A 5,540-nucleotide genomic window follows, 5' to 3' on the forward strand; every position below is an offset into this window, starting at 1 on the left:
CAGATGAATTAGCTGCCTGCACAAAAACAGCTGATCAGCAGATACGGAAGATGGAAGAACAATTAAGCTCTGCACGTGCTGAATTTGGCGCAATACAAGTAAAAGTTTCACGCGGCGCATATGACAATATTTCTGATGATGTGAAGGACTTGGCAGCTAGACTTGAAAAAATAAACTATTCAAAGATTAAAGAATTGATTGAGGAAGTTAAATCTTATACTTATATTGAATTAATAAGAGTAGATGCCATGTATGAAAAAAGGTTGGTGAGGAAAGAACATAATGAAGCTGTTCTAGTTGAGCCTGAAAGGACTGAACGGGTTTCAGTAAATCATCGCGGATTGATGTCGTCATTACCTGGTTTAGACCTTATTGATGGACTTATGACAGGACAAGCAGGCATATTAGGTAGTTTGGGTATAGCATCAGAAGAACGTTACGTAGATAAAAAAATTCCTGCAAAATATGAGTCAAAATTAGTGCCTGCTGAATATGAAGATGTTCTTGTATCGCCAAAATATTACAAAAAAATAAAAGTCCATCCTTATTCAGGCAAAGAATGGGTGATTGAAGATCCTGCACCTAAAAAACTGGAGATAAAATCTGAAAGAGAGAAAAAAGAAAGCAAAAAAGATATAAACTCCAAAGTGAATTATAGTTGGGGTAAATGATAAAAATGGCAAACTTAGAAGATGCTGTAATAAAATTGGAAAACGGAGTAATAAACTATAGGAAATCTCTCGAAAGAAAGCAAAAATACATAAAAACAGCTCCAACCCATACAAGATCATACTTGGCTGCCTTTGCTAAAGCAGGAATAGCTATAGTAGTAACGGGCGGTTTGATTCTCGGAGTTGTAAGTGGGATAAAGTCTTGCTCTAGAAGCAGAGCTATAGTTAGCCCACCCACATACACAAGTTCACCAAGTTACAATGCACCGGCAACATCTTCTTCAGCTAAAGAACCAATCCCCGCTGAAACTTCTGCAGATGCGCAAAAATCAGAAGCCCATGAGGAATATTCAAAAACGCGTAAAGAAACTGAGCACTGGTACGGATGGTTTAAAAAAAAATTCGAGAATAGAGATCCTCCTTTCTGGAAGAAAGGGAACATTGATAAAAACGAAACTACTAAAATGACGGATAAGCTATTAAATGATTATACGACTCTAGAAAAAAAGGCCGACGATCTGGGCTTAAAAGACGAGGAGGTTAAAACACATAAAGAAGCCCTAGTAAAAGAAAAATATTTAATGCATGAAAGCGAGTATGAATCATTGACAAGACATGACGACAATGGCCAATATAGCCCATTAGAAAAACGAAAAGGACTAGAAGAACTCTCCAAGTCATTAAACAAAACACTATCTAATAACAAAGAACTTGGGATAAATGATCAAAAAACTGAAGATCTTAAAGAAAAAACTGAAGCTGCATATGGTGATTATATGAAATGGTATGATAAGAACGTCATTCCTCCAAAAGATTAAAGTAAATAAAACTTCTTAAATTTTAAAACTTAAGCCTCTTTATCCTCTCACCAGCAATCTTGCAGTCTTCTATAGACGGCACCAAAGCAAACCTCACATACCCTTCCCCTGGGTTCAAGTTATTGAAATTCTCGCTCAACCATGATCCGGGCGTCGTAACAACAGCAACATCCTTTCTCAGCAATGATTTTGCAAAATCCAGGCTTTTCATCCCTTTCGGAGCTTTCTGCCAGATATATAAAGTTGCTTCAGGCATGCAGTTTTCTAATCCAATTGAGTCAAATGCATTGATCATAATATCTCTTTTTATTTTATATTCTTTTCTCATTTCTTCAACATGCTTCTCATCGCTTAAAGCAGCAATTGCAGCATCCTGGATAAAAGTAGCTGCTCCGGAATCATAATTCGGCTTTAATTTTTTGAACTGCGATATCATTGCCTCATCTCCGGCCAGCCATCCTATTCTGTAGCATGTCATTGCGCTTCTTTTTGACAGGCTTTGAACAGCAACTATGCCTTCTTTTTCCAATTCCAATATTGACATTGGCTTCTGATCAAAATAAATTTCAGAGTAGCACTCGTCTGACGCAATTATGATATTGTTGTCATGCCCGAAATCAATCAGCTTTTTATAAAATTTCTTATCCGCCATTGCAGTTGTCGGGTTATTCGGGTAATTTACCCATATTATCTTTGATTTTTTAACGATTTCAGAAGGAATTGCATCCAGATCAGGCAAAAACTTATTCTCCTTCAATAAATGCATGAAATAGCTTTTTCCGCCAGCAAACAATGTTCCCTTTTGATAGGGCGGATAGCCTGGATTGGGAATCAGAACATAATCTCCCGGATTAATAAAGCAGAACGGGAAATGAAAAACAGCTTCTTTTGCTCCGATATTTGCAGAAATCTCCTTAGTTGGATCCAAGTTAACATTAAACCTTTTTTTAGTCCACTTTGCAATAGCTTCCCTGTACTCAATGGCGCCTTCCTCAAGAGGATAACCAGCGCCTTTTCTAAGCTCAACTGCTTTCTTGCAGGCTTCCCTTGCAATCTCAGGCGCAGGGTTTTTAGGATCACCAACCCCAAAATCAATAACAGAAATTCCTTCTTTCTTCAGCTTTGCAGCTTCATTCTTTACGTCAACAAATGCATAAGTTCCGATTGATGCCAGTTTGTCGCTTGGTTTGAATTGCATTTTAGGTTAATTTTTAACTTAAACTCAACTGACAGCTATAAAAACCAATAAAGATTTTTCTGCTTCTTAAATTTTCACATGAGTTGCTGTAATTCTCGCATCTCCTTGCTAAAATCAAATGATGCCGCTCTTTTTTATTTTTTAAATTTTCATGCATATCGCCGTAAATTATACTCTCTCTTAAAGAAAACAGATAATCTAATTCTTTTTCATTTCTTTTATAATCTAAAAAATTTTTACGGGATTCTTCATCACTTATGATTCCCTTTTTATCAGGGTCTGTTGTAATCCCATTCATTTCAAGCCACCAGTCACGTATTTCTGCATCTTCTTTCTTACCGGCGCATTTGTCAAGAACATTCATACAGATCATCTACCTGTAAGTATACTCGCCTTCATACACTTCTTCAGCAGGCCCAGTCATGTAAACATGATTGTCTTTTTCATTCCATTCTATATTCAGGTCTCCGCCAAGAAGATGGACTGTTACTTTTCTATCGGTCTTGCCATTAAGCACAGAGGCCACCACAGCAGCTGATGCGCCTGTTCCGCAGGCCAATGTAACGCCAGCTCCCCTCTCCCATACCTGCATTGCTATTTCCCTTTTGTTTATCACTTGTATGAATTCAACATTGGTTTTTTTAGGGAATGCCTTGTGATGCTCTATCTCATAGCCTATTTTTTCAACAGGCATTCCAAACGTGTCAACAAAAACAATGCAGTGGGGATTGCCCATTGAAACGCACGTTACCTTCAAGACTGTGCCGTCTTTCAGCTTCAGGTCATCATTTATTACTTTCTGCTTATCGCTGATCATCGGAATTTTTTTGCTGTCCAAAACCGGCTCACCCATATTAACTGTAACCATTCCGTCAATTATTTTCGGCTTTATTATGCCGGCCAGTGTCTCAACTGTTATTTCCTTATTTTTTGTCAGGCCATGCTCATAAACATATTTTGCAAATCCCCTTATGCCGTTGCCGCACATCTCTGCTTCTGAGCCGTCAGAATTAAATATCCTCATCTTGAAATCTGCCTTACTGGACGGCAGGATCAGAATTATTCCGTCAGAGCCGACTCCAAAATTCCTGTTGCTCATTTTTCTTGCAAGATCATCAAGCTTACTTCCTGTCAGATCTTCTTTTAGCGCATTGATCAGAACATAATCATTTCCCAGCCCGTGTATTTTGGCAAATTTTATTTTCTTTACAGCCATACTTGATCCCCCTAACTACAAACTTTTTGATTTCCTTTTTAAACCTTTTGGTTTTGTTAAGTAAAGTTGTTAAGTATATATCACGCCCCTCATAAGAAGAGGAGTCGTTATGTAAAGTACACACATATATTTATATCCTATACTGGCTAAAACCTCCGAAAACCGTGGTTTTAGAGCTTAATATGCAACATGCAAAATTTGTAAAGTGTATACTTTTAAGGTTTACTTAACAGGTTTTTCAGCATATTATAATGTCTGCCCTTTCAGCAAATCTTTTAACAGCTCCCTGTCCCGTATTATCCTTGCTTTTCCGTCTTTAACCATGATTTCAGCAGGCTTCAGCCTGGAGTTATAGTTTGAAGACATAGAAAATCCATAAGCCCCGGCATTCAATATGCCGATAATGTCGCCTTCCTTTATCACAGGCAGCTCCCTCTCAACAAGGCCATCCTCATTCTTTGTAAAAACATCTCCGGATTCGCATATATTTCCGCAGATAATGATGTCTTCCTTATCCTTTGATTCAGCATTATTTGCAACAATTATCGGATGATAGCTGCCATAAGCCATTACTCTGATCAGGTGATTGAAGCCGGTATCAACTCCAATAAATTTGTGCTTTGTTGTTTCCTTTATTGTGTTTGCAGTTGCTAATAAAATTCCAGACTCACATACGAAATATCTGCCTGGCTCCAATGCCAATGTCAGCTCTTTTCCGTACTCAGCGCAGAAATCAGAGAATAATTGTGATACTTGAGCTCCAAATGTTTTAATATCAATTGGCTTTTCATTCGGCCTGTAAGGAACTCCAATTCCGCCGCCAAAATCAACAAACTCAAGGCCATCAAAATGCCTTGCTGTCATCAGCAGCACTTTCATCGCTTCCAGGAATTTCTCAGTTTCCAGTATTCCTGACCCTATATGCTGGTGCACCCCGATAATTTTCAGGTCGTATTTCCTGGCAATATTTTTTATCTCATTGGCTTTGTCATAATAAATACCGAACTTTGAATCAGGGCCGCCTGTTATGACATGGCCGTGATGGCCTGCTCCTACATTAGGGTTGATTCTTACGCATACTTTTGAATTCGGGTTTAGCTTTCCGTATCTTTCAAGCTGCGACAATGAGTCTGCATTGACTAAAATGCCGTGCTTTATTGCAAATTTCATATCTTCATCAGTTGAATTGTTGCCTGTGAACATTATCTGCTTTTTATCATAGCCTGCTTCCAATGCAAGGAACATCTCGCCAGGGGAAACAGCGTCAATAAATGCCCCCTCTTCCCTTAGAATCTTCATTATTGCAACATTCGTATTTGCTTTGCACGCATAATACAGCCTGATATTTGGATAAGTTATATTCCCTTTCAGATCCCGAAACTTCTGCCTTATAGTGTCTTCCTCATAAGCATAGAGAGGGCTTTTGAATTTCAAAATAAGGTCTTCTGCTGAAATTCCCCCGATGTGGAGTTTGTTGTTTATTATTTGCATTTTATTCTGTTTTTCTGAGTCTGTTTTTATACTTAACGCTTTTATTATCAATCAAGATATCCTTTTACTTTCATTAACTCTGCTACTAGTATAGCCCCACCAGCGGCTCCCCTTATCGTATTGTGGGATAAAGCAACAAACCTGTA

Annotated in this window: 6 protein-coding genes; 2 read left to right on the forward strand and 4 right to left on the reverse strand. The window is 38.2% G+C overall.

All coding sequences use genetic code 11. The features are described from left to right. The coding region (locus HYU07_07025; GenBank protein MBI2129954.1) for a hypothetical protein at positions 1–671 on the forward strand (671 nt) is incomplete at its 5' end. A 5-nt stretch (positions 672–676) separates the two neighbouring features. Further along, complete coding sequence (locus HYU07_07030) at positions 677–1,489, forward strand: hypothetical protein (protein ID MBI2129955.1); 813 nt, start codon at positions 677–679, stop codon at positions 1,487–1,489. A gap of 22 nt (positions 1,490–1,511) precedes the next feature. Here HYU07_07030 and HYU07_07035 read toward each other — a convergent pair whose 3' ends face one another. From HYU07_07035 to lysA, 4 genes are all read right to left on the reverse strand, one after another. Continuing rightward, on the reverse strand, positions 1,512–2,687 hold the full coding sequence (locus HYU07_07035; protein ID MBI2129956.1) for an aminotransferase class I/II-fold pyridoxal phosphate-dependent enzyme: 1,176 nt from the start codon (positions 2,685–2,687) through the stop codon (positions 1,512–1,514). Between the two features lie 13 nt (positions 2,688–2,700). Further along, complete coding sequence (locus HYU07_07040; protein MBI2129957.1) at positions 2,701–3,051, reverse strand: hypothetical protein; 351 nt, start codon at positions 3,049–3,051, stop codon at positions 2,701–2,703. A gap of 9 nt (positions 3,052–3,060) precedes the next feature. Beyond that, on the reverse strand, positions 3,061–3,888 hold the full coding sequence (locus tag HYU07_07045) for a diaminopimelate epimerase (protein MBI2129958.1): 828 nt from the start codon (positions 3,886–3,888) through the stop codon (positions 3,061–3,063). Positions 3,889–4,149: 261 nt separating this feature from the next. Next, positions 4,150–5,394: a diaminopimelate decarboxylase gene (gene lysA, locus HYU07_07050; protein ID MBI2129959.1), complete on the reverse strand. Its 1,245-nt coding sequence runs from the start codon at positions 5,392–5,394 to the stop codon at positions 4,150–4,152. Between the last annotated feature and the right edge of the window lie 146 nt (positions 5,395–5,540).

The organism is Candidatus Woesearchaeota archaeon (assembly GCA_016180285.1).
In the GTDB taxonomy this organism is placed as follows: domain Archaea; phylum Nanobdellota; class Nanobdellia; order Woesearchaeales; family JACPBO01; genus JACPBO01.